Below are 24584 nucleotides of genomic sequence, written 5' to 3' on the forward strand. Positions count from 1 at the left end.
TTATATGAAATATGATTTTAAAAACGTTGAAAAACTTTACCAAGACAAGTGGAATTTTTCTGTAAGCGAAAGTAGCAAGCAAGAGAAATGTTACGTGCTGGAGATGTTTCCATATCCATCTGGAAAAATTCACATGGGACATCTGCGCAACTATGCAATAGGAGATGTGATAGCGCGTTATAAGAGAGCTTGTGGATTTGAGGTTTTGCACCCAATTGGCTGGGATGCATTTGGGTTGCCAGCTGAAAATGCAGCAAGAGACAATAATATTAGCCCTGCGGCATGGACGAAAGAGAATATAGATAGTATGCATGCGCAGCTAAAATCTATAGGTCTTTCTTATAACTGGAAACGTGAACTTTCTACATGTGAGCCTGACTATTACAAACACGAACAAAAATTTTTCCTGGATTTTTTAAAACACGGACTTGCCTATCGAAAAGAGTCGTGGGTTAACTGGGATCCAGTCGACCAAACAGTGCTTGCAAATGAACAAGTAGTCGATGGAAAAGGGTGGCGGTCAGGCGCGGTTGTTGAAAAACGTAAGTTATCCCAATGGTGTTTAAAGATTACTGATTTTGCTGAAGATTTACTCAAGTGCTTGCAAGATTTAAAAAATTGGCCAGAAAAAGTCAAAACAATGCAAGAGCGCTGGATAGGAAAATCCGAAGGGGTCACCATAGAGTTTGAAATAGTTGGCCTAAATAAGAAATTAAAGATTTTTACAACTTCTCCTCATACTTTGTTTGGAGCTTCTTTTCTTGCGGTAGCAGCAGAGCATCCTATTGTGCAGGATATCATGCTTAAAGATGCTCCTGAAGTTTTGTCATCCCAGTGCTTCGACACTGGGATCCAGCAAAAAGATGAATGGATTCCAGCGTCACGCGCTGGAATGACAATCGATGATATAAAAACAAAGGGGGAAAATGATGAAAAATTTGGAATTTACACTAGATTGAACGTCAAACATCCATTTCTTGACAAGGAATTGCCACTTTATATAGCGAATTTTGTATTGATGGAGTATGGAGAAGGTGCAATTTTTGGGTGCCCTGCACATGATCAGCGTGATTTTGAATTTGCACAGAAATATGATTTGCCGATTATTCCGGTTATTTCTTCAGCCGACTTGAGTGCCGTTCCAGCGTGTAAGGCTGGAATCCTGGACACTGAGATCCAGTATCCAATGACAAAAGAGGTGCACGCTGATGGCGGAGTGATGTTCAACTCTGAGTTTTTAAATGGATTAACAGTTAGCAAAGCAAAGGAAGTAGCCATTAAAAAGCTTGAAGAAAAAGGAATAGGCAAAAAAACGATAAACTATCGTTTACATGATTGGGGAATTTCAAGGCAACGTTATTGGGGATGCCCTATACCTATAATATATTGTAAAGATTGTGGAACTGTGCAAGTGCCAGAAAGAGACCTTCCCGTAGTTCTGCCGACGGATGTGGAATTTACCAGCGGTGGCAATCCGCTTGATAAACATCCAACTTGGAAATTCGTTGATTGTCCAGAATGCGGAAAACAAGCAGAGCGTGAAACTGATACATTTGACACCTTTTTTGAGTCTTCCTGGTATTTTGCTGCATTCTGTAGTGAAGATAAATCAATAGATAAAAATGCATGTAATCGTTTTATGCCTGTAGATTATTATATAGGTGGAATAGAACATGCGATCTTGCACCTGCTTTACTCACGATTTTTCTGCCGCGCTTTGACCAAATGTGGTTACCTTGATATTAAGGAGCCTTTCTCTACTTTGATCACTCAAGGAATGGTCTGTCATGTAACTTACAAAGATGAGAATGGTAAATGGCTATTTCCCGCAGAAGCAAAAGAGTTGATTGCTCAAGGAGCTAAGGTTCAAGTGGGCAAAGTTGAAAAAATGAGCAAGTCGAAAAAGAACACAGTTGATCCAAATTTTATCATAGAAAAATACGGTGCTGATACTGCTCGCTTGTTCGTATTATCTGACACTCCTCCAGAAAAAGATATGGAATGGTCTGATGATGGCGTAGAAGGTTGTTCTCGGTATATAAACAAGTTGTGGCGCATGGTAATGCAGCTAAGACCTGTGAATACGAACTATGATAATGAAAATGTTACGGGTCAACTTCTAGAATACAGAAAAAAAATACATAAACTCTTGCACGGACTTACAGATGACTTGGAAAGCTGCAGATTAAACTGTGTAGTGGCAAAATTCCGTGAAATGACAAATTTAATAGCTGAAATAGATGTGAAAAATGGAAAATCTCTTATTGATGAAGGTATATGCATACTAATCAGAGTAATTGAGCCATTTATGCCACACCTGGCTGAAAACTTATGGCAAGAAATAGGAGGCGAAGGTATGCTATATCTAAAGCCTTGGCCACAAGCTGTCAAGTCATTGCTAATTGATGATATGGTGACCGTAGCAGTTCAGATCAATGGAAAATTGCGTGCAACAATCGAAGTGGCAGTTGACTTATCTCAAGAAGAATTAAAGAAAATAGCAATAGACTCCGTGTCCAACAGGATTGATCAAAGCAAAGTTCGCGCTATATATGCTGTGCCAAATAAGATAGTGAACATAGTTGTATAAAAAATTTGAGTAGCGTGTCTTTAATTTTATAGCTATACTTTTTTTGATATATAATTATATCTTTTTTAATATAAAGGTTATATACTTGTGCATTATATGTATTTTTCCTATAAGGAGTTATATGAAAATGAAAAGATTATGCGCTTTAGCTGTGTTGCTCACATCGTCTTTAGCGAGTGCGGCTAATAATGTAGTAGCTAATTCAGAAAGTCAGTACTACGCGGGTTTAAACTTTGGTGCTGGACTTAGAAATGGATTGAAGATAGATAATTTTGTGATGAAACCCAGCATTGTTCTTGGTTATCATTATGATAAAAACTCTAAATTTGAGCTTGAAGTTCTTACTAATATTAGTAACATCACTGACGATGACAAGAGGTTAGTAGGAGCTAGCTTATTAGCGAATTACCGTTTTTATCCTGACCTTGATATCGATCCTGTTAAGCTGTATGTCAGTGCAGGTTTAGGTGGATATCTCCAAATCATTGGAAATAACCAGACAACTTCAAAAACAGCTCAAATGTTACAAGGTGTGGTAGGCGGTAAGGATTCAGCGTTAGGCAAAGGAGTAGGAAAGATAGATAGTATAGCAAGTGGATTACTAGATAAGACAAAGGTAATAGGCGGAGTAGTAAAAAAGGCTGACTCGTTAGTAGGCAGGATATCAAAGACCCAACAACAACAACCTGTAATAGACAAAATACTGAATGCGATTTCTTATAAACTGAAAATAGGTGTTGATTATGAAATTACTCCACAGATAGTTGGTGCAGTTGGTATTGCCATGGGAGGGCAACTGGGTGGTTTAAAAGCGAAACAGATACCAGATGCGATTCTGGAGCTGGGAATTCGGTATAATTTTTAATGTCGAGGCTTAGTTTTTATCTTCGGAATATTGTATGGAATATCATATTTAAGTGTAATCTAAAAAATATTTGACCATGAATAAATTATATTCGAGATAAAAAATTTATCGCCGCAAACAGAATTGTTGAGATGCTTAAAAAAGAGAAATAAAACTACCTTTGGTAGAGGGGAAAGAGGTATTACCTCCAATAGACAAAATACTGAGCAGTATTTCATATAAACTAAAGGTTGATATTGACTATAAAATTACTCAACGGATAGTTGGTATTACCATGGGTGGACAACTGCTTGATTTAAAAATGAGCCAAATACCGGATGCAGTCTTAGAGGCAGGAGTGCGTTATAATTTCTAGCGCTGATTGACTTTTAAAATATGCATAGATAGACAGTCTTTCTCATGGTAATCAAAATATCAAAGAAAAGCAGGAATCCACAGCTTGACAAAAAAAGTTACAAACAGTAACGCTCTTCCTGATTTTAATATAGTAATTTCTAAAATGAACGATAGATATGGTATATATAAACTACTCAAGGCTAAAATACTGAAATTTTCAAACTAGACCTTATATAAAAGTGGACAATTTTTTTTCGAATTTGTAGAAAAAATTACTTCCATTTTTTTTAAACTTGCTTATAATTAAAGCCAGAGATATTTTTAGAGCTCAAAAATTTATCCTTGTCTGCAGGCTTTTCACTAAATAACTAAATTCAGTAAAAAGTGTATCTATTCTGGCAAAGGGCGTGTAGGTGCACATACATTCCTGCACCTTTCTTTACAGGAGGACCATTATGTTCAGCATTCTAAACTACGCTAGCTTAAGCTTTTTATAGGCTTAAGCGTCAATAAATCATAAAAAAACCAAAGGGCGCCTATGGTTTTTAACATTAGACAGCAAACTTTACGCATTAACATGAGATTCTTTTGCCTTTTTTTCATTTAGTAAATTTCTTAATGCATATAGCTGAAGCAATTCAAAAGCCCAAAATAGATGTCATGCAAGTAACTGACACTGGAATGACACACCTAAGGATAAGGAGGTAATGTAAGAAATTTGCTCTTAATAAAAACCCGATGATGAATCATCATTACCAAATTGTGGTCTATTGTTCCTGTTACTGAAGCCAGAACGAGGACGCGTGGGTCTTTTACGGTGCCCAGGTTTTCTACTAAACGAACTATTATAATAATCCCTTTCATTTGGCCCATCTTTCTTATCTTCATTGTAAAGCTCACCTTCAAAGAATTCGCCGGTTTCTTGATCAACGCGACGTCTTGACAGTTTTGGGCATCCACCTTTTTCAAAGTCAATTACCAATGCTTTGAAAATATCACCCTGCTTAAGTATGTCCTCAATCGATTCTATATGCTGATTAGCTACTTCACTTATATGCATTTTCCCCCTTTTTCCATTGAGAAGCTCAAGCTCTACAATAGACTTATCTATTTTTGTAACCTTGGCATCAACTATGGCACCTTGCTCTAATTCCGTTATTGAATCAATCAGCATATTTTTTGCAATTTCAGCTTCAGTGCTACTCATTGCAAATACAGAGACTTTGCCATCATCTCCTATTTCAATTTTTGCATTACTTCTTTCGCACACATTGCGTATATTTTTCCCTTTAGCACCAATGGCTGCAGAAATTTTATCTTTATCTATATAAAATGATATCATTCTTGGTGCATGACTTTTCACATCATCGCTATGTTCTGAAATCACTGCATTCATTTTTTCTAAGATATGCAATCTTCCAGCTTTTGCTTGCTCTAAAGACTTTTCAACAATTTCAAAGCTTATGCCAGAAATTTTCATATCCATTTGTAGCGCTGTCACTCCTTCACTAGTTCCTGCTACTTTGAAGTCCATATCACCAAGATAGTCTTCATCACCCAATATGTCGGAAAGTATTATATACTCATTTTCATTTTTAATGAGACCCATAGCAATTCCAGCAACAGGAGCCTTTATTGGTACGCCTGTATCCATTAAGGCAAGGGATGTTCCGCAAACTGTTGCCATAGAAGAGGAGCCATCTGATTCCATAATTTCGGATACTACTCTTATCGTGTAAGGGAATTCAGACTTATTAGGTAAAACAGGATGGATTGCTTTCCAAGCAAGCTTACCATGACCGATTTCTCTTCTTCCTGGTGCACGTATAGCAGAAACCTCTCCAACAGCAAATGAAGGAAAGTTGTAATGCAACATAAAATGCTCACGTCTGTCGCCTTCAATATCATCTACGATTTGTTCGTCTTGTGTGGTACCAAGAGCAGTAACAACCAGTGCCTGAGTGCTACCCCTTGTAAACAGAGCAGAACCATGAGTTTTAGATAAAATATCAACTTCAATTTCTATTTGGCGTATTTCATCGTACTTACGACCATCTATTCTCGTGCCTTTCTTTCTGATTATTTCACGCACCAAAGATCTTTCAAAGCTTTTTATTGCATATGTAATTAATTTCTCATCTTTCCCGGCTTCCTTAAGAGTGTTTAATATATTATCTCTGAGCACTTCTAAAGCTTGAGCTCGCTCTTGTTTTACTGTTTGTGAATATGCTTTTTCGAAGTCTCTACTGTGCTTTTCAAGATCTTGCATTATTTCTGATATGTCAATAGAAGTAAAGCTCTCAGGTTTATTGCCAACTGTGTCAGCAAACTCTTTTATAAGCTTAATAACAGGCTGCAGGTGTTCATGGCCAAATTTTATTGCGTTTAGCACGTTTTCTTCAGAAAGCTCTTTTACCTCTGATTCAACCATCAAGATTGAATGTTCATCACCAGATAAAAACAAATCTAAGCTACTTGTTTTCATTTCTTGGACAGAAGGGTTGAGTATATAATTATTATTTTCATCACACCCAACTAAAACTCCAGCTATGGTAGAGTGAAAGGGAACACCAGAAATTGCGAGAGCTGCAACAGTACCAATCAATGCTGGTATTTCAGGAGGATTAACCGTATCATAAGTTAATAAATTGCATACCACGCTGATTTCATCATGAAAACTTTCTGGAAATAGTGGTCTGATACTTCTATCTATTACTCTTGAAATCAAAGTTTCTCGATCAGATGGTTTGCCTTCTCTTTTAAAAAAGCCACCAGGGATCTTGCCCATAGCATAGCTTTTTGCAATAAACTGCACATTTAAAGGAAGAAAATCAACACTTTCTTCTTTCTTTTTGCGTACAACAGTTACTAAAACGGAAGTATCACCATAATTTACAACCACTGAACCATCAGCTTGACGTGCTATTTTCCCAGTTTCTAGGGATAAGGTACGACTACCCCAATCTATAGATTTTTTTATAATTTTAAACATACAAAATTCCTCAATTATTTTCTAATGCCTAACTTCTCTATTAACTCCCGATAGGCTTCATTACCAAATTTACGCTTTATATAATTTAAGTGCTTACGTCTTCTACCTATCAATATAAGTAAACCGCGCTTGGAGTGATGGTCATGCTTATGCACCTTAAAGTGTTCAGTTAAATTATTGATCCTCTCGGTTAAAATTGCACACTGTACAAAAGATGAACCTGTATCATCTTCTTTAATTGCATATGTATTTATTAACTTTTTTTTCTTTTCGGATGTTATCGACATCTAAACCTCATTTCAAATATTAAAAACACGAATAGGCTTTACACAACCATAAGTAAAACTGCAGACCGCAACAGGCACATTACCCATTATCGTACAAAAGATATCATAATTCTTTAAATTGCGCAAGTTATTTAATACAATTTCCTGACCTTTTCTTATTTTCCTTGCGTCCTCTGGGGAAATTTCAACTTTGACCATTGACTCTAAGGCTGATGCAATAGGAATAACAAAACTTTTTGCATTACTGCCTGTTACTCCACCACCTTCTGTCATCCGAGTAGCTGGCACTGCGATCCATTCTTCTTTTTTTTCGGATTCCAGCGTCGCGTACTGGAATGACACCGAAAAGCGAATTTTTTCAATAAGCTGTTCAATTGTTACTGATTCGGTTTCTCTAAAGTTACCCACCATAGTTCTTCTCAATTTTGAGATATATCCAAAACAATTTAGTACAGTTCCAAGATCTCTCGCGATTGATCTTACATATACACCACTACCGCACGTCATAGAAAAATCAGCACTGTTGTTTACAGTATTAGCAGAGACCAATTTCAGTTCATATATTCGCACTAAGCGGGGCTTTATGTTCGCTTTTTGCCCACTTCTTGCTAATTTATATGCTCTTGTTCCGTTGATTTTTATTGCTGAAAATTGAGGCGGAGTTTGTGTTATTTCACCGACAAAGTTCTTGATTGCACGATCTATTTGATTACACTTAGGTTTTATGTTGCTAGCTTTAATGGTGTCACCATCTAAATCATCTGTAGTTCTTTGCTCTCCCCACTTTATTGTGAAATTGTATGCTTTTAAATTACAAGGTAAGTATGGTATAGTTTTTGTCGCTTCACCAAGGGCAATCGGCAGTACACCTGAAGCTAAGGGGTCAAGTGTTCCCAAATGACCAGCTTTTTTAATCCCAAAAATTTTTTTAATTTGAGTTACAGCTTGTGCAGAACTAATCCCTATTGGTTTGTCAAGATTTAGCCAACCATGTATCATATGTCAATTATAGGTAATGAGTAGCGGCTTAGAAAGCAGTTTATAGTTATTTATTATAAAATAAAGACTTGACCAATGTATATTATCAGCACAAAATTAGTTTTTTACTAATGTATTGAGAATTAGAGGTACTTATGACTAATGAAAACAAAAAAGGTGCAGGGGCACCAGCTGATCAAACTATATGGAGATGGAAAAATACTGCACGTCTAACAACAAATTTTATGGAAGTTGGGTTTGCAGTTGCAGCTGTAGTAATAGCGGGAACTGCTATTTACGCTGCTGCGAAAGGAGTGGCACTTTCTTCATTACTTCCAGCATTTCTTGTTAACCCTTGGGTAATCGCAGCGATAGCTTCTTATGTTGCTGTGTATTTTGCTGCAAGATGTATTTCTGCATGGCAGGAAACATATGCAATGGAGAAAGTTCAGGGTACTCTAGATAAGTGTACGCTTGATGATGTAATAGCGAAAGGTACATTACTTCGTGAAGAAAATGGTAAAACGTCTCTGCAACTTTCAGATGACGCTCGTAAAGTGTTGCTAGGTGAGAGTAAAGGAGGAATATTATACTCAGTTAGTGAAAAAGATGAAAACACAGCCCTCAGTTATGAAGTTAAGGATAACGGTAGTATTGCAGTACAATTAACTGTGGGAGATCAGTCAGCAAGCGATTTCTCTAAAATAATGGAAATATTCGGTGCGGATAAAGAAACTAATTCATTAGACCTTGTATTAAGTAAGCTATCACCTACACAATTAATAAATAAGGTGGCAACTAAATTATCGAGTATTAAAATCGGTGCACTTGCTGGAGAGGAAGTTAAGCAACAGGGATAGGTTTCATTTCTACCTCTTCCTTTTTTTTACTTAGGCTTGTACGGGTTAGTGTAACCTGTTTCAAGCCTTCCAGTTTAAAGTCTCTACCTTTGCTTTTTTAAGTTGGGTATCCATTCAGAGACATATTGAAGCAAAAGTGGTGTCAAACACACAACTGTATAAACATTGCAATTAGCAGGTAATTTGCGTAACAGACGGGTTCCATCCCTGTAGCTCCAATGGTGTCATCCCAGTGCTCCGACACTGGGATGGCTTTGTTGTAAATTCACTTTTACTTCATGGTTTATGTTACCTTGTCCACCCTATTTTGTCACCCTGCTGAATGGATACTGAGTTGGTAGTGGTTACTTAAGTTCTCTAAATGTTTCAACCTAGGCTAACGTTTCTGCCAACAGATTACGTGACTTTTACAGTGCTTCACTAACCCAGTTATTCTTCTCTTGATCTAACCTATCATCTAATATTGCCTGCCTTATTGATTCCATCAGCTTATTCATGAAGAAAACATTATGAACGGTGATGAGGGTGTAAGCTAGCAGTTCTTTAGCTTTCAATAAATGGTGTATATAAGCTCTCGAATGTTTTCTGCAGGTAAAACATAAACAGTCACTTTCAATTGGATCACTGTCCAGCTCAAATTGTTGATTTCGCAAATTAATGTGTTCCTTACATTTTGCAGAGTCTCTATTTTGCACTTTAACAAGTGCGCCACCATGTCTTGCTAGGCGAGTTGGATGCACGCAATCAAACGTATCAACCCCAAGCTCTACTGCATGAAAGATATCCACAATTCCACCAATGCCAAGCAAATGAGTAGGCCTATCTTTTTTTAAGTGCTCCACAGTAAAAGAAACTACATCATACATTTGCTCCTTACTCTGACCAAGTGATCCACCTATTGCTTGACCGAAAAATGGTAAATCGTTGATAAAATCACAACTTTCTCCACGCAAATCTTGATATACTCCGCCTTGGCTAATTCCATACAGCGCTTGCTTGCCATCGTTACTTTTTTCAAACTCATTTAAAGAACGTTCAGCCCATCTATGGCTCATGAGCATTGATCTTTGTGTGTATTCTTTGCTGACATGAAATGGTGTGCATTCATCTAAAACTAGGATTAAATCTGCCCCTAATTTTTGTTGAATTTGTATAGATCTTTCAGGAGTTAAACAATAAGTTTTACCATTGATATAAGAACGAAAGGTTGCTCCATCCTCATTAATTTTGATCAGAGTTTTTTGTTTCTTTCTTATTCCCTTTATTTCTTCTGAAACTGATCCGTGCCCCAAGCTAAATATCTGGTATCCACCAGAATCAGTTAGCATTGGTCCATTCCAGCCCATCATCTTGTGCAAACCGCCAAGTTTTGCTACAGTATCCTCTCCCGGTTGGAGCATTAGGTGATAGGTGTTGGAAAGTATTATCTGAGTACCAACTTCACTAATTCTCTCAATATCCGCAGCTTTAATTGCAGCTTTTGTTGCACAGAATATAAATGCTGGTGTGTCTATGTCTCCATGTGGAGTTTTAATTGTGCCAACTCTTGCAGAACCCGATTGCTTGGCTATCCTAAATGAGAACTCTTCTTTCATCTATTTGCTTGAGAGTTCTGTTATGATGTCTTCTACTTTTTCAGGGGTCAGATTTTCGTAGAAGTCATTATTGATTTGCACAACGGGAGCGTTAACGCATGCACCAAGACATTCAACTTCTTTTAAAGTAAACAGATTATCCTTGGTGGTTTCACCGATATTAATTCCAAGTTTCTTTTTAAAAGCGTTCAGAACCTCCGCGCTACTACATAACCAGCAAGGGGTTGTCCTACAAACTTGTATCAGATATTTACCTACCGGCTTTAAATTGTACATGGTGTAAAAATTTGCCACTTCATATACGCGAATATGTGGAATACGCAACATATCAGCAACGTAGCGCATGGCAGACTCAGGAACCCACCCACATTGCTCTTGAACGAGATATAGTAAAGGCATAACAGCACTACCCTCTCTACCTTTTGGGTACATCTCTATAAACTTTTTTGCTTTCTTAAGGTTTTCTGATGTAAAACCAAACTGCTCTTCTTTTTCTTTCATCTGTAAGGTTCATGTGAATCTTAACAGATTATACTTGAAGAGCTAACAATTGCAATTAGACTTCTCACGCAACCTGGAAAAAAGCAAATATTTTAAATATTGGTATCTTTTGCAGGGCTGCATTCTCTTAGATTGCTTTGGCCATAGATAGTTAAGAATTTTACTAAATAAAAAAGGCAAAAGAAACCCTGAATGCTGTTGAAAAGACCTATATAACCTAGTATTGCTGATATGCTTATTATAGAATAATAAGTAATTGCCGTCAAGAGGTACAGCCAACTTAGATTATACAACTGCTTGTCAAAGTTATAATTGGTTTCGCTTTCTTCTACCTAAAAGCACTGGGAAAAGCATTTATTTCTTAATTTTTAGTTAAGATTTTTATTGACTTTGATATGTTAGAATAGTTATAATAGCATTTTATTAAAATTTTAAATAAAATTATGTTTATATTAAGCAAACTATTCGAGACTAACTCAACCACACTTAAAGTTCAAGAAGCAATAGGTTTTAACCCAAGAAACGTAGGATTAGTTGAGGGAAATGGAGTTGCCTATGGACTTAGCTATCAAGATAATGGTAATGGGAGCAGTAAAGTAAAATTACTTGTCAGTCCGTTATACCAATCAAAAACATACGAGTATGATACATGTGTCAACGTAGCAAATGAATTTAAAGACCAACTATCTATTATATTAATAGAAGATTTGGCTGAAGTAGATGAAGTCGGAGTAATCTTTCCCGAAGAAGATAATAAAGAAGGAAAAAAGTATATTAAAGGCCTGATGTTTAGCACTTATAAAATCAAGCATTCAGGTAAAATGCCCTTAGTTGAGCTTTCAGATAAAACTAAATTACAAAAAAATGCCAATGATTGCAATCCTGCAAATAAAGATAACAGTTACTTTCAACCAAAAGCAGTGAAAGTTGATAATAATGACATAATTGTAATTGCTCATAATTTAAAGGACCAAATTTTGGTTTCTTGGTACTTAGAGTCAAAAGGAGATGGAAAGTTTAAGGCTTTACGTGGAAAAAATAGTATCATAGAAAGAAAATTATTCAAATTTGATGATCCAGGGCAATTAGTGCTAACTGAAGAGACAATGCTTTATGCGAGAATGAGCGGAATTACCAAGATAAGAAAAACACAAATTTTTAAATTTGATGTAGCTAAAGTGGTTCAGAGTTTGAAAGACAAAAAGGAAACCAACGAATGTCTGCTTAGTAAAAAAGGGGGTCAGATAGATAATAAAGCACTATCTCTTTCTAGTAAACATGAGATAAGCTTTTTGCAGCATGTAAAGCAAACAAAGGGCAATGATCTAGTTGCTTTTCTTGCAAAAGGCCAATCTTCTAACACGCAAGAATTACATTTAGCAAGTTTTACTAAGAATGGATCAAAATCAGACTTTGTTATTCACGAATTTAAAGATCCTGTAGATCAATTGTATGTTAAAGACGGTGATCAAGGTTGCTTTATTACAACTGCAATAAGAGGAGAAAACATCATAACTTTTAACCATAAGAACTCTGAAAAACCTCGTAAGGTAACAATGATACCGGCAAACAGTATTAAAGCTCTCGGTGATTTTGTTAATATCATTAACGGTCGATTGACACCTAGTCTTATTTCTAGCAGTACCATGGTTCCCATAACTACCACAGAGAAAGTTGAGACTTCTACAAAAACGTCAACCACCGCAATTACTAGTATAACAAAAACTGATACCTTGGAGACTACTCATCCTTCAAAAGCGGAGTTAACAACTCAAACAAGTACAGTATCTACAACAGCAATTGCTGCTTCAAAAGCGACCATGGTCACTACAGAAGATAAAACAAGTACTGCAAAACCTGCAACAGCAAAGCCAACAACAGTTGTCGTTACAACTGCTACTCCAAAAGCAACCAAGGTTACTTCAAGTACTAAAACACGCACTGTAGACCCTACAACGGTGAGACCAACAACATCTAAAACAACCGTTACTTCAAGAGCAACTGTGGTTGCCACGAAGTCAACTAAAGTTCCAACGGTAACTTTAGACTCTACCGCAAATACTGAAAAGCTTACAACGCTTACCATTTTATCAACCCCTGCAGTAAGTAGTACTACTCAACCTTCAACAGAGCCGACAACTCAAGCAAGTACAGTGTCTACAACGGTGAAACCAACAACATCTGAAACAACTGTGACTTCAAAAGCTACCACAGTTACTACGGATGCTGATGAAATAAGTACTGCAAAATCTACAACAGCAAAGCCAACAACAGCAGCTACCACATCACAAACCACCACAGTTACTACAGGCGTTGATAAAACAAGTGCTAAACCTACATCAATTACTGTGCCGCTAACTTCTACAGCAAGCAGCACTGCAATGAGCAAACCTTCGACGGAGTCAACAACTCAAGCAAGTACTGCAAAATCTACAACAGTAGCCGAAACAACCGCTACCTCACAAGCAACTACGGTCAACGCAGCGCTCACTAACGTACCAACAGCAAACCTGGAAAAGACTACACAAACAGTATTTACTATACCAAGTATTAAAATCAAAGGGTCAACAACTTCTGTGTTTACCACGACTTTACTTCCTCAAATCACCTCTTCTCCGCAACCCGGTCAACTTACTATAGCTAGTGCACCTAACGAAGCAGGGATAATAACAGGATCTTTACTAGGAGTAGTAGGTGTTTTTGGAATTATAGGATTTATAGCATATAAATGTGTTAGGAAGTACCACCATGACAATGCTACTCCTGTGTTAGAACTATCTGATTTAGAGTCACATTCGAATAGCAGTGGAGAACTTTTTGTCAGTAATAGCAGAACAAGTAGTCCTGAAATAGTGTTAGACAGTGTATCAATAGAAAGTGGTAGCAGATTGAGCAGCCCATCACCTGGAGGTAGTAAGAGTTCAGAATCTAAAAGTGAAAGTGGCTTATCTTGGGATAGCAATGACGTGCCAGAATATCACCTTTAGTTGTAGTTTAACGTTTGATATGTAGATCATTGACTAACAAGGAAATTATTTTACTTTTATGATTTTCATGTTAAAGTATGGTCACTGGGTGAAATAAGTAGCTGCTGTTGTGTGATAAACACAACAGAGGAAAGTCCGGGCTCCAAGGGAAAATAGTGACGGGTAACGCCCGCCGGGGGTAACTCCAGTTATAGGGCTACAGAAAATTACCGCCTAAAGTATTTTTAGGTAAGGGTGAAAAGGTGTGGTAAGAGCACACCATAACAATGGCAACATTGGTAGTTGAGTAACCAACACTAGGAGCAAGATTAAATAAGAGTAGACCTTATGTTTTTCCTCATATCTACTCGGGTAAATCGCATGCAGTAAATGGTAACATTTACTCCAGATAAATAGCTACATAAACAGAACTCGGCTTATATTTCACCTGGGCATTTACACAAATATAGAGTACGTTGCATGTAAATGCATAAGCATCTTAAGCGTTGTCCTTTACTTGTTCTGCTTGATAATCACCGCTATTTTCGCCTATGTTAACGTTAGAATATTCTTCGTCATCAAGATATTCTTTCAGAACATACCCTCTACCCCAAACAGTTTCTATGTGGCTTTTTCCATCGTTTGCACTTTCAAGTTTCTTACGTAACTTGCACATAAAGACGTCAACTATCTTGTTATCTGAAGGCTCATCCAGGCCATTATAGAGATGATTTAAAAACATTTCTTTTGTTAGTACAGTTCCTTTACGTAACGCTAGTAACTCTATCATAGAATACTCTTTGTTAGTCAAGTGAACTGTTTTACCTTTTACCTCAACAACCCTATGATCAAAATTGATATTTATGTTACCGATCTTTATCACTGATTCAGGATGGCCCTTAGTACGACGAACTATTGCCTTTATTCGAGCGAGTAGCTCACTTTTATGGAATGGTTTAGTCAAGTAATCATCAGCACCGTACCCTAGTCCTTTAGCTTTCTGATTAACAGCAGATATACATGAAAGTATCAAAACAGGAACCTTAATTTTTGCACTTCTTAGCCTTAATAATATGTCATACCCATCAATATCACCGGGTAAGTGTATATCTAGAATAACTAGGTCATAGTGATCCCCATTTGAGGAAACCATATTATTGTTATAGTCTTGCGCAGAAGTTACAACATCACAAAAGTGCCCATCAGAAGTTAAAGCGTTAACTACAGTTTTCGCACTTACTTGATCATCTTCAATTAATAATATACGCATATTTTACACCCCGTAAGTAATTTATAATTTTAGTAATATATATAACTAAGGAAAGTAACAAATCAAACTTTTATTAACAAATGGTCAAAACTACTATAATAGACACACCGTTCCAAAATTATATAAATAGATCTAAAACATAATAGATATACTGTATATCATAAGAATAACATTATTTTTAGTAAATATTGAATTAACGTCATTATCATTGCAGACGTACTTAAGTTAATAAATATTTAACCGTTTTATATATACGTGTCGTATTTTTAATTTACTTACCCTACCATTCTAAAGTAAAATAATAATTTTCAGGAACATTGTGTGACAATATCAATTTTAGGTGCTGGTGCATGGGGTACAGCAATTGCAATTTCACTGAGTGATAGACACAATGTAGCTCTGTGGACCCACAATATAACTACGTTTGAATCAATTAATAGAACAAGAGAGAGCAATAAGTTACCAGGCTGCCGAATTTCTAACGATGTGTCAGTAAAGTTGGATATTGAAGACACAGTTAACACTTCAATGATAATTCTTGCTGTTCCTGCCCAGTCTCTTAGGCAGGTATGTCAGCAATTACGTGGTTGCGGTTTAAAAAAAGATGTAACAATAATCTTAGCCTGTAAGGGAATAGAAAGATCTACATTAAAACTACCCAGTGAAATAGTAAATGAAGTTTTACCTGAGAACCCTGTGGCTATTTTTTCAGGTCCTAGTTTTGCCGTGGAAGTTGCAAAAAAATTACCCTATTCAATGGTCCTTGCATGTCAAAATGACACACTAGGTTCAAAACTAGTGTCAAAGCTACAGCAAGAAAATATTAAGTTGTACTTTAGCAACGACGTTATAGGGGTACAAATTTGCGCAGCATTAAAGAACGTTTTTGCTATAGCATGTGGAATTATTTTGGGTAAAAAACTTGGATGCAATGCTCATGCAGCACTGATAACAAAGAGTATGAATGAAATAAAAGCTTTGTATCTAGCAAAAATCGACAGCAGTAATATAGATACATTACTTGGACCAGCATGTTTGGGCGATCTAATCGTGACATGCACATCCTTGAATTCAAGAAATCTGTCCTTTGGGTTTAAAATAGGCAGTAGTAACGATAACTCTGACGTTCAACAGATTCTGTCAGAAGGTAATTCAGTAACTGAAGGTTTTAGTACCGCCCAATCTGCATTTAATTTAGCAGAGAAGCTAAAGATAAAAATGCCTATATGTGAGGCGGTCTATAGATTATTGTATGAAAGTGCATCTATAGAGGATACTATTTCTGTCCTTGTAAGTTAACCTGTTGCTTTGGTACATTATGAAATTTTTCCATAAACTAATATCAACGTGGTGGCTGTCTGGCACAGCAAGGAAAATGCCAGGTACTGTGGGCAGCTTAGCTTCTTATCCAATTGTTCCTATAGTACTAAATAACAGAATTTTAGGTGCAGTAATTATTCTTTTCTTGTTCCTAGTGGGATTGTGGTCCATAGGCAACTACATAAAACATTACCGGACTTCGCACGATCCAAAAGAAGTAGTGATTGATGAAGTAGTTGGCCAATTACTGACAATATTTTTAGTTTCGGTGCTGCTAAACCTAGAAATGAATAGCTCTTTATTAATGTTATGCTTTTTTTCTTTTAGGTTTTTTGATATAATAAAAACATGGCCTATAAATTTGATCGACAGAAATATTAAAGGTCCTCTAGGTGTTATGCTAGATGATATTATAGCTGCAATTTTAGCCTACGTTCTTATAGGGGCCTTTTATTGTTCGTTGTCTTTGTATGCAGGATAAGGAAATCTGTTATTCAAGCTTGGTTACTCAAAATCTAAAGGATTACATACTGTACACAGCAAATTTATCTCTATGGGAAGTGCACAATGAGTTTGATAATATTACGTTTACAATAAATGGAACCAGGGAGTCATTATTCAATTTTGTGTTCTGTGAAGATCAGTGTACCGAACCTTCCGTGCAGAAAACTCTAGATTACCTTAGAGCAAGGAACATAGAAGCAACATGGGTAATGGATTCGCATACGAAAACAAAGGGTATTTTAGAAAAGTGTGAGGTAAAACACGTTAGTACACCAAAAAAAGTTTTGCTTAACATGAAAAATTACTTTTTACCTGCCGATGTTGTTCCGAACTTGAAGTTGAGTCCTGTAAATAGTAGCAATCTTTTAAAACAATTAGACTTATGTACCTCTGGAATTTTTCATCATGACGTTGGAATTGTCAGTACATTTTTACGCGGATTATCAAATTATGATGATAAAAATTCGGGATTAAGATTTTTTCTCGTAACACTAAACAACGAAATTGTTGGAACATGTGGTTTCTATGTTCAAGATAACGTAGCCGGTTTCTACAGTGATGGAGTTTTACCGATGCATAGAAATCGTGGAATAGGTACCCAAATGGTTTTAGAAAGAATCAAAATAATCCAACAGCTTGAATGTAGGTATGTAGTAGCGCATTGTATGAAACCTTCTGTCAACCTTTACAAAAGATTGGGTTTTCAGATATTAGGTAATCTTTACTTATATACCTCTTCAGCGTAACTTATACATACCCCTGCTGAGCAGGTACAAGTTTTTACGTCTGTTTTAAAAGTATTATGTTTTTTTTCTATGAAGTGCTTTTATTATTAATTTTAATATTGTTCTTTCTCTCTTACTCTAAGTTGAAAGTAGACAATAAAATTAAGAACCTACAACATCAAAATATCATAATAAATAATTTAATCGATACTATAGATGATGGATTTTATATTTGGGACGCAAAAAAGCGCATAGAAAAATTTTCTCCCAACTTACTGATTTTGCTCAACACAGTTTTTTACTCATTTAATGAGTTTGTAAATTTTTTCGAACAATCAGAAAGCCTAATCAAAAATTTTACTGAGGCAAAAAAAATAAATAAATCTTTTACTCTGGATTTGAAGTCAAAGGACGGTGAAGTTTATTGTATATGTCATGGTAGAAGCATAATAGATAACTCTAATCACGTAATTGGTGTGCTGCTGTGGATAAGAAACATTTCAGACTATAAGATAAAAGCTAACGAGCTTGAGTTAGAAAATAATAAACTGAAACAGAGAATAGAGAACTATAGAAACATTTTCAACTCTTTGCCGTTTCCAATACTTAAATATGATGAAAATAAAAAAGTAAAGTTTTGTAACTTATTTTATGATAAATACATAAACAGCTCTCAAAGATTGGCTGTTGCTAGCAACACTCAAAGCACAAAATCAGGAAAACATGTGATAACTTATAAAAACGAACGCAAGGTTTTTGATTTCATTCAAATCCCAATACAAAACTCCGGTGGTGTGATAGTGTATGGAAAGGATGTTAGTGATACAGAGGAGTTACGTGTCAGATTGGATGGTTATTTAACTACGCAGAAAAGTTTACTTGAGGAGTTACCAATTGCTGTTACGATATACAGCAAGAATCAAAAGTTAAAGTTTTTTAATAATGCTTTTGTGAAAGCTTTTCAGTTTGACACAAAGCTCTTGGCATCTTACCCCACTTATCATGAGGTCATGTTTTACCTCTTTGAATCTAAAAAGCTTTTAAAACAAGAGGATTTTCAAACCATTAGTAATCAAAGGCAGGAGTTGTTCAAAAAATTACTTGGACCACATAATGATACGATCCACCTTACAAACGGAAAAACTTTTAGAATATTAATAATACCCTATGCTTCAGAAGGTCTACTCTTTTCATACGAGGAGTGTAAGAGATAATATTCAAACTTCTCCCCTCTGTACCATAAACTGCTTTATTTTTGCTATTGCTCTTGCTGGATTAAGTCCTTTAGGACAGGTCTTTGTACAATTCATTATTGTATGACAGCGATAAAGCTTAAATGGATCGTTTAAAGCATCAAGTCTTTCATCCATTTTGTCATCACGACTATCGGCAATCCACCTGTAGGACTGTAGCAATATTGCTGGCCCTAAAAATTTATCACTGTTCCACCAATAGCTTGGGCAACCAGTCGAGCAGCAAGCACATAATATACAATCAGAAAGGCCATCGAGTTTTTTTCTATCCTCAGGAGATTGTAAATGTTCTTTGTTTGGCAAGTCAGGCTTATCTGCTTGCAACCAAGGATTAATTGACTTATACTGCTCATAAAATTGGCTTAGGTCTGAAACTAGGTCTTTGATTACATACATATGAGGTAATGGATATACTTTTACGTCACCTTTTATATCGTGTATGGATTTAACACATGCAAGAGTATTGGTTCCATCAATATTCATAGCACAAGATCCACATATCCCTTCTCTGCAAGAACGCCTAAAAGTTAGAGTTGAATCTATTTCATCCTTTATCTTTATCAACACATCGAGTACCATAGGGCCACAATTATCCATATCAATAAAAAATGTGTCTATTCTAGGATTTTTTTCGTCATCGGCAGACCAACGGTAGATTTGAAATCTTCTAATATTTTTTGCCTTGGCAGGAGCAGGATAAACTTTACCCCTTTCATTAATTTTAGAATTCTTTGGCAAAGAGAACTGAACCATATGTTTACCTTTTATCGTTTATAGCTAAAAGCTCCTTTATTTTGTAGATAACATATTTTGATATCATCTACTATATTTTTGTTAAATTCCTTTTAAATTGTGCACGTAATTATAGCCAAGCGAAGCTAAAATTTTGCTTTCTAAGTTCTTCATTACAATTTCCTCGTCTTCTTTTTGATGGTCATAACCAAGTAAGTGAAGCAACCCATGCACTAACATATGTGCAACGTGAGCTATGATGGGTATATGGTACTCATGTGACTCTTTTTGTATTGTGTCTATTGAAATTGCTATATCACCTAGATCGCACTTATTAGATAGTTGCTCACACTGAAATGATAGCACGTTAGTTGGTTTATCCATTTTTCTAAACTTTAAATTAAGTTGATGTAGCAAATTATCATCAGCCAGAGCCACTGATATACTTGGTTCATAGAGATCTATCTTTAATTTCTGCAGAGAAGTATTTAGGATGCTTAATACAAAGCCCTCTGGATCCTCTGTGACGCTATGCCATCTCTTATCGAGAACATTTACTTCTAACACTCACCCATCCCTATTATTTCATTCCATTCACCCTCTGAGACTGGAGAAACTGACAAACGTGGTTGTTTTAACATAGCCATATTTTTTAAAAGTGGATTCTTTTTTATATCATTCAGCGTTACTTGATTACTTAGAGACTTGAAAAATTTCACATCTATTAATCCAAATTTGGAATCGTTAACATGATAATATTCTTTAAAGACCTCAACTATTCCAAATATAGCCTTTTCTTTACCTGTATGATAAAAAAACGCAAAATCACCTAATTTCATAGCCCTCATATAATTTTGAGCTTGATAGTTGCGTACACCATCCCACTCAACTATTTCCTCCTCTGCTATTTTTTGCCAAGAATATTCATCTGGTTCTGACTTAAGCAGCCAAAATTGCATTATTTTTTTCTTCTTAGATAGGCTGGTATATCATAGATATTGCCACTCCACTTAACCTCTTCACTTACTTGCTCAGCAGACTTTGTTTCCGGTACTGGAGTTTGGCTATAAGACCACTTGAATTTTTCTTCCTCTGAAGTCTCATTTTGACTGACAGGTGAAGGGGTAGTTTCTGTCCTGTCACTACGAGGAACGCTATTATCGATACCAGTTGCAAGAACAGAAACCCTAACTTTGCCTTCCATTGCTTGATCAAAGGTAGCGCCAAATATTATATTCGCATTTTCATCTACTTCTTCACGTACTCTATTTGCTGCAGCATCAACTTCAAATAAAGTCATGTCTCCGCCACCTGTAATGTTAATCAATATTCCTTGTGCACCTTTCATTGACACATTATCGAGTAATGGATTAGATATTGCAGCTTCTGCAGCACTGATTGCCCTATCTTCTCCCTCTGCCTCTCCAGTACCGATCATTGCCTTGCCCATTTCACTCATTACTGTTTCTATATCAGCAAAATCAAGATTAATAAGTCCTGGCATGACCATTAAGTCAGTTACTCCTCTGATACCAATGTGCAGAACATTATCAGCGAGTTTAAACGCATCAGCGAATGTAGTTTTTTCATTAGCAATTCTAAACAAGTTCTGGTTGGGAATTACAATTAGTGTATCTACATATTTTTGTAATTCTTCAAGCCCGAGCTCTGCAATGCGCATACGGCGCACACCTTCAAAGCCAAATGGCTTGGTTACAACTCCAACAGTCAGTATCTTTTTTTCTTTTAACGCTTTATCTTTAACTGCAGCTCTTGCTTCTCTTGCTGCTTTTGCAATTACTGGTGCTGCACCTGTTCCGGTTCCGCCACCCATTCCTGCTGTGATGAAGAGCATATGACTATCTTTTATATGCTCCATAATTTCATCGATTGATTCTTCTGCTGCACCTTTGCCAACATCAGGCAAAGCACCAGCACCGAGCCCCTTAGTTAAATTAATACCTAGCTGAATTTTTTTATCACACAATGACTTCTCTAGTGCTTGAGCATCGGTATTTGCTACGACAAAATTCACTCCCTGCAAGTTAGAATGAATCATGTTGTTCACAGCATTTCCACCAGCACCCCCAACACCTATGACAGTAATTCTTGGGTGTAGCACAGGTAATTCTGGTAGACTAAGGTCAATAGACATTTAAATTACTCAAACTTAGTGAATTCACTTGATAATAAGTTACTGCTTTTTTAACAATATGCAAACACTTTTCACTTATGTAGACATAAACAGTAAACAAGGTTTACTTATTCTTAACATTATAAGCACCATTAATCAATAGGTATAACAAACTTTCAGATAGCGCTGTTAGACCGGCTCAAGAGATGAAGCATTTATAAAAAGGGATAAAAACCTATCCCTTTACCTTTTATGCCGTTGCTTGTGTTTGTACTTGCACTAACCCAAGCTTTACTGCAACGTTAGTTAAGACCTGCAATGGATCATTCTTACCAGCTATCTTAATCTTTTTATCTTGTAAATTAGGATTGCTTTGATCATCTTTTTCACAAGCTTCTAACACAGCTTTCTTCACTCCATCAATTTGATTTGCTTGTTCCCTAATTTGGTTTGCTTTACTATAGTTCATATATATAAGAGCACCTATAGTTCCTACTATTGCAGCAGCAAGCAGACCAGTAAATACCGGATTAGTTACTGCAAGCGCGTATAATCCCTTACCCCCTGTTATCATACCAGCATAAGCTGATTGTGTTGTTGTATTAACAAAACCTGCATAAACTGGGCTTAAAATATAAGCAGCTATAAGCGGAACTGCTACAACTACCCCAACAACTGCAGCTGTTTTCCATTTGTTATTTCTAGTATACTCGCCAAGCCCACCGATAGCACCTGGAATGCCCCAGAAATCTTCAGCTTGGTTGTATCCTTTTGAAATAGAATGAAAAACACTATCCCCTTTTTTATATTGATAATTCGTTAATGCCATAATTCTACTCCTAGTATAGAATATTAAAATTTTATCTAAAAGTAATATATAATTAAAAGATTAGCCCGTCAAGTAAGTTTATTTCTAATATGCTCTTATCCTGTAGTTTAGCGCTTCAGCGATGTGTGCTCTCTTTACCTCTTCACTTCTTGTAAGATCTGCAATAGTTCTTGCAACTCTCAATATGCGCGTGTAACCCCGATTGGAAATGTAGTTTTCTTTTAGCACGTATTTTAGTAATTCTAACCCTTCCTGATCTGGCTTAGCAAATTTATCTAATGCGTCGCCACTTACTTCTGAGTTGCAAGTAATGCTTAATTTACTGTAGCGCTCAGCTTGTATCTTCCTTGCCGCTATCACTCTTTCTCTTATGCTGCAAGTGCTCTCTCCTTGTGAATAGGTTTCCGGAGAAAGTATGCTAACGATTGGCATTTCGATGCATATATCTATTCTATCAAGCAGTGGCCCTGATATTCTATTTCTATAATCTGTGCCGCACCGTGGAGCTTTGTTGCATGATCTGTTCGCATCTCCTAAATAACCACATCTGCAAGGATTCATTGCAGCAATCAGTTGAAAATGCGCTGGGTAAGTTATGTGGGCGTTAGCCCTCGCAATAGTAACTTTTCTATCTTCAAGTGGTTGGCGTAGAGAATCAAGCACGAGTCTTGGAAACTCTGGCAATTCATCAAGGAACAATACTCCATTATGAGCCATAGTAATTTCGCCAGGCTTTGCATTTTTTCCTCCTCCTATCATCGCTGGCATGGAACATGAGTGATGAGGTTCGCGAAAGGGACGTGTTACTTTGAATATTTCATTACCAGCCTGCGTTATGCTAGAAATAATATTCACATCAATCATCTCCTGCTCAGTCAAATCAGGCAGTAGCCCCATAAACCGCTTGGCAAGCATTGATTTTCCAGTACCAGGAGGTCCAACAAGAAGCATATTATGTCCACCTGCTGCTGCAATTTCAGCAGCTCTTTTCGCAACAATTTGGCCTTTGATATCCTTCATATCTGGTACTGATCTTTTTTCTTTTGGTTTATTAAAAACCACTGGTTCAATTGACTGCTCGCCTTTAAAATGGCTGATAATATCGGTTAGTTTCTCTATAGCCAAAACTGGAACATTCTTTGCCCATGAAGCCTCTACTCCATTTCCTCTTGGGCAAATTATTCCCTTGTTTTTTTGTTTTGCATTAATTACCGCTGGCAAAACACCTGAAACTGAAATAACCCTGCCATCAAGAGCAAGTTCACCCATAATAATATAAGACTGCACTCTTTCAACGGGTATAATATTCATTACAACAAGCAGTCCAATAGCAATAGCTAAATCATAATGGCTGCCTTCTTTCAACAGATCCGCAGGGGAAAGATTAATTGTGATTCTTCTAGGAGGGAGCAGTAGATTAATTGAGTTTAGTGCTGCTCTGATGCGTTCTTTGGACTCTGCAACAGTTTTATCTGGCAGTCCAACGATATTAAAGGCAGGAATGCCATTTGCCATATGAATTTGAGCATTAACATTTACTATATTAATTCCCTGAAGCGCAACAGTATTTATGTTTGCAATCATAATACATTTCATGAGGTTATTAATAGAATATACTAAAGGAATTACGAAGTAAAGGTCCAGTGAGAAAAAAGACTAGATCCCAGTATCAAGTACTGGGATGACAAGAAGAGGAGCTACTTGGACAACAGGAAAATGGCTACTTGGATGACACCCACAACCCTGTCATTCCAGCGCTGATCCACTTTCTGAAGGTGTCATTCCAGCGCGTAACGCTGGAATCCAGCCTTATTTTCATTTTTACGCAAAATCGAAAATAAGAGGTC

21 protein-coding genes and 1 other RNA gene are annotated in these 24584 nt (G+C 36.5%); 10 read left to right on the forward strand and 12 right to left on the reverse strand.

The annotated features are described in order from the left end of the window. The first annotated feature begins 4 nt into the window (after positions 1-4). The 3 genes from leuS (at position 5) to HF196_RS00205 (ending at position 3810) form a co-directional block, all read left to right on the forward strand. Positions 5-2590 (forward strand): leucine--tRNA ligase, encoded by a 2586-nt coding sequence (gene leuS / locus HF196_RS00195; RefSeq protein WP_168455297.1) that lies wholly within the window; start codon positions 5-7, stop codon positions 2588-2590. Between the two features lie 121 nt (positions 2591-2711). Further along, positions 2712-3455: a hypothetical protein gene (locus tag HF196_RS00200; RefSeq protein ID WP_168455298.1), complete on the forward strand. Its 744-nt coding sequence runs from the start codon at positions 2712-2714 to the stop codon at positions 3453-3455. Positions 3456-3615: 160 nt separating this feature from the next. Beyond that, entirely contained in the window at positions 3616-3810 is a 195-nt protein-coding gene (locus tag HF196_RS00205; protein WP_168455256.1) for a hypothetical protein, read from the forward strand. 705 nt (positions 3811-4515) lie between these two features. Here the strand turns inward: HF196_RS00205 and pnp are convergent. Genes pnp through truB form a run of 3 tightly spaced genes read right to left on the reverse strand, consistent with a single transcriptional unit; the run spans position 4516 to position 8066 of the window. Then, positions 4516-6783 (reverse strand): polyribonucleotide nucleotidyltransferase, encoded by a 2268-nt coding sequence (gene pnp / locus HF196_RS00210; protein WP_174855499.1) that lies wholly within the window; start codon positions 6781-6783, stop codon positions 4516-4518. Positions 6784-6797: 14 nt separating this feature from the next. Then, the gene (rpsO, locus tag HF196_RS00215) at positions 6798-7070 is read right to left on the reverse strand and encodes a 30S ribosomal protein S15 (RefSeq protein ID WP_168455299.1); all 273 of its coding nucleotides are present in this window, start codon (positions 7068-7070) and stop codon (positions 6798-6800) included. A 12-nt stretch (positions 7071-7082) separates the two neighbouring features. Continuing rightward, complete coding sequence (gene truB / locus HF196_RS00220) at positions 7083-8066, reverse strand: tRNA pseudouridine(55) synthase TruB (protein WP_369799941.1); 984 nt, start codon at positions 8064-8066, stop codon at positions 7083-7085. Between the two features lie 137 nt (positions 8067-8203). On the opposite strand from truB, the gene HF196_RS00225 reads away from it, so the two are divergent. Beyond that, positions 8204-8908, forward strand: a complete 705-nt coding sequence (locus HF196_RS00225; protein WP_168455301.1) for a hypothetical protein — start codon at positions 8204-8206, stop codon at positions 8906-8908. A gap of 407 nt (positions 8909-9315) precedes the next feature. Here HF196_RS00225 and tgt read toward each other — a convergent pair whose 3' ends face one another. Together tgt and nuoE are read right to left on the reverse strand one after the other, a co-directional pair. After that, positions 9316-10503: a tRNA guanosine(34) transglycosylase Tgt gene (gene tgt / locus HF196_RS00235; protein ID WP_168455303.1), complete on the reverse strand. Its 1188-nt coding sequence runs from the start codon at positions 10501-10503 to the stop codon at positions 9316-9318. After that, positions 10504-11004: an NADH-quinone oxidoreductase subunit NuoE gene (nuoE, locus tag HF196_RS00240; RefSeq protein ID WP_168455304.1), complete on the reverse strand. Its 501-nt coding sequence runs from the start codon at positions 11002-11004 to the stop codon at positions 10504-10506. A gap of 443 nt (positions 11005-11447) precedes the next feature. Here nuoE and HF196_RS05840 point away from each other — a divergent pair, with 443 nt between their 5' ends. Beyond that, positions 11448-13991 (forward strand): hypothetical protein, encoded by a 2544-nt coding sequence (locus tag HF196_RS05840; RefSeq protein WP_246198561.1) that lies wholly within the window; start codon positions 11448-11450, stop codon positions 13989-13991. An 84-nt stretch (positions 13992-14075) separates the two neighbouring features. Further along, an RNA gene (gene rnpB, locus HF196_RS00250) (RNase P RNA component class A) lies at positions 14076-14426 on the forward strand. Positions 14427-14469: 43 nt separating this feature from the next. Here rnpB and HF196_RS00255 read toward each other — a convergent pair. Continuing rightward, positions 14470-15240: a response regulator transcription factor gene (locus tag HF196_RS00255; RefSeq protein ID WP_168455305.1), complete on the reverse strand. Its 771-nt coding sequence runs from the start codon at positions 15238-15240 to the stop codon at positions 14470-14472. Between the two features lie 321 nt (positions 15241-15561). Between HF196_RS00255 and HF196_RS00260 the strand changes: the two genes are divergently transcribed. The 4 genes from HF196_RS00260 to HF196_RS00275 are packed head-to-tail and all read left to right on the forward strand — an operon-like array spanning position 15562 to position 19003. Further along, positions 15562-16539: an NAD(P)H-dependent glycerol-3-phosphate dehydrogenase gene (locus tag HF196_RS00260; RefSeq protein WP_168455306.1), complete on the forward strand. Its 978-nt coding sequence runs from the start codon at positions 15562-15564 to the stop codon at positions 16537-16539. A gap of 19 nt (positions 16540-16558) precedes the next feature. Beyond that, positions 16559-17041, forward strand: a complete 483-nt coding sequence (locus HF196_RS00265; protein WP_168455307.1) for a phosphatidylglycerophosphatase A family protein — start codon at positions 16559-16561, stop codon at positions 17039-17041. Next, the gene (locus HF196_RS00270; protein WP_168455308.1) at positions 17031-17810 is read left to right on the forward strand and encodes a GNAT family N-acetyltransferase; all 780 of its coding nucleotides are present in this window, start codon (positions 17031-17033) and stop codon (positions 17808-17810) included. Before HF196_RS00265 ends, HF196_RS00270 begins: the two co-directional genes overlap by 11 nt. A 56-nt stretch (positions 17811-17866) precedes the next feature. Continuing rightward, complete coding sequence (locus HF196_RS00275) at positions 17867-19003, forward strand: transcriptional regulator (RefSeq protein WP_168455309.1); 1137 nt, start codon at positions 17867-17869, stop codon at positions 19001-19003. Between the two features lie 3 nt (positions 19004-19006). On the opposite strand, the gene HF196_RS00280 is transcribed toward HF196_RS00275, so the two are convergent. From HF196_RS00280 to HF196_RS00305, 6 genes are all read right to left on the reverse strand, one after another. After that, the gene (locus HF196_RS00280; protein ID WP_168455310.1) at positions 19007-19795 is read right to left on the reverse strand and encodes a succinate dehydrogenase iron-sulfur subunit; all 789 of its coding nucleotides are present in this window, start codon (positions 19793-19795) and stop codon (positions 19007-19009) included. 81 nt (positions 19796-19876) lie between these two features. Beyond that, on the reverse strand, positions 19877-20341 hold the full coding sequence (gene ybeY / locus HF196_RS00285; RefSeq protein WP_168455311.1) for an rRNA maturation RNase YbeY: 465 nt from the start codon (positions 20339-20341) through the stop codon (positions 19877-19879). Beyond that, entirely contained in the window at positions 20335-20733 is a 399-nt protein-coding gene (locus tag HF196_RS00290; RefSeq protein ID WP_168455312.1) for an EVE domain-containing protein, read from the reverse strand. The genes ybeY and HF196_RS00290 overlap by 7 nt, the downstream gene beginning before the upstream one ends. Beyond that, a complete protein-coding gene (ftsZ, locus tag HF196_RS00295; RefSeq protein WP_168455313.1) occupies positions 20733-21929 on the reverse strand; it encodes a cell division protein FtsZ in 1197 nt (398 codons plus the stop codon). The genes HF196_RS00290 and ftsZ overlap by 1 nt, the downstream gene beginning before the upstream one ends. Before the next feature lie 229 nt (positions 21930-22158). Then, positions 22159-22737: a hypothetical protein gene (locus HF196_RS00300; RefSeq protein WP_168455314.1), complete on the reverse strand. Its 579-nt coding sequence runs from the start codon at positions 22735-22737 to the stop codon at positions 22159-22161. Between the two features lie 84 nt (positions 22738-22821). Beyond that, entirely contained in the window at positions 22822-24321 is a 1500-nt protein-coding gene (locus HF196_RS00305; RefSeq protein ID WP_168455315.1) for a YifB family Mg chelatase-like AAA ATPase, read from the reverse strand. Positions 24322-24584: the final 263 nt, after the last annotated feature.

It is taken from the genome of Wolbachia endosymbiont of Ctenocephalides felis wCfeJ (genome assembly GCF_012277315.1).
Classification (GTDB): Bacteria; Pseudomonadota; Alphaproteobacteria; order Rickettsiales; family Anaplasmataceae; genus Wolbachia.